We start from the raw sequence: 1128 nt of genomic DNA, 5'->3' as shown, positions 1-1128 counted from the left end.
CATAGAACGGACGATAGTTGTTCTATCATCCTCATTGTCATCTAGCGTGATGACAACGGGTAATTCGTTTTGTTTGATGTCTTGTCATTTCTTATAAAAAATAACTTTTGTGTTCTGTATGAAGTTTTCAAGGTACATCCGCGTAGCAAATATTGCGTGCACAAAAAGGGAAGGATATCGCGTGGAGAATTCATTCTCCTAAGCGCATATGCTTTTCTTTTTGTATAAGCGGCTCTGCCGCGATCGAAGAAGCGAAGCTTCTTAAGATTCACGCGTTACCACCAACAATCTCTGTTACACTTTCTATTTTGGCTTCTTCAGCCATTCCATACAAGAACTTTGTTCTTATATCGAATCACCAAAGAATGTTTAAATAAGATCCGGCAGCCACCTGCTTTCCCAGGTCGTCTCCAACCAAGTATCATCGGCCGTTTTGGTCTTAACCATCGTGTTCGGGATGGGTACGGGTGTGTCCCCAAAACGCATCGCCACCGGAAGCATTGAGTATTTCACAGGTTTCTTTGTTTCTTCCCTGCTTGATACTTTTTTTGTTATCACCATTGATAACTAAACAATAAGACAACCCCTACTTCTTCTTCCTTAGAAAGGAGGTGATCCAGCCGCACCTTCCGATACGGCTACCTTGTTACGACTTCACCCCAGTTATCGGTCCCACCTTCGGCAGCTCCCTCCTTGCGGTTGGGTCACTGACTTCGGGCGTTACTGACTCCCATGGTGTGACGGGCGGTGTGTACAAGACCCGGGAACGTATTCACCGTGACATTCTGATTCACGATTACTAGCGATTCCAGCTTCATGTAGTCGAGTTGCAGACTACAATCCGAACTGAGACGTTATTTCTGGGATTTGCTTCGCCTCACGACTTCGCTTCCCTTTGTTTACGCCATTGTAGCACGTGTGTAGCCCTGGCCATAAGGGGCATGATGATTTGACGTCGTCCCCACCTTCCTCCAGGTTATCCCTGGCAGTCTCTCTAGAGTGCCCATCCGAAATGCTGGCTACTAAAGATAGGGGTTGCGCTCGTTGCGGGACTTAACCCAACATCTCACGACACGAGCTGACGACAACCATGCACCACCTGTCTTAACTGTCCCGAAGGAAAGGTCC

At 47.1% G+C, this 1128-nt stretch carries 2 rRNA genes; both read right to left on the bottom strand.

The features are described from left to right. Positions 1 to 378 precede the first annotated feature (378 nt). A 5S ribosomal RNA gene (gene rrf / locus QGT46_RS16775) occupies positions 379 to 496 on the bottom strand. A gap of 108 nt (positions 497 to 604) precedes the next feature. Then, positions 605 to 1128, bottom strand: a 16S ribosomal RNA gene (locus QGT46_RS16770); the annotation flags it as partial.

Origin of the sequence: Anaerostipes faecis, assembly GCF_910574135.1 — a bacterium.
GTDB classification, from domain to species: Bacteria; Bacillota; Clostridia; order Lachnospirales; family Lachnospiraceae; genus Anaerostipes; species Anaerostipes hominis.
The sequence above is the reverse complement of the archived record's forward strand: the minus strand, read 5'-3'. Positions and strand labels throughout refer to the sequence as shown.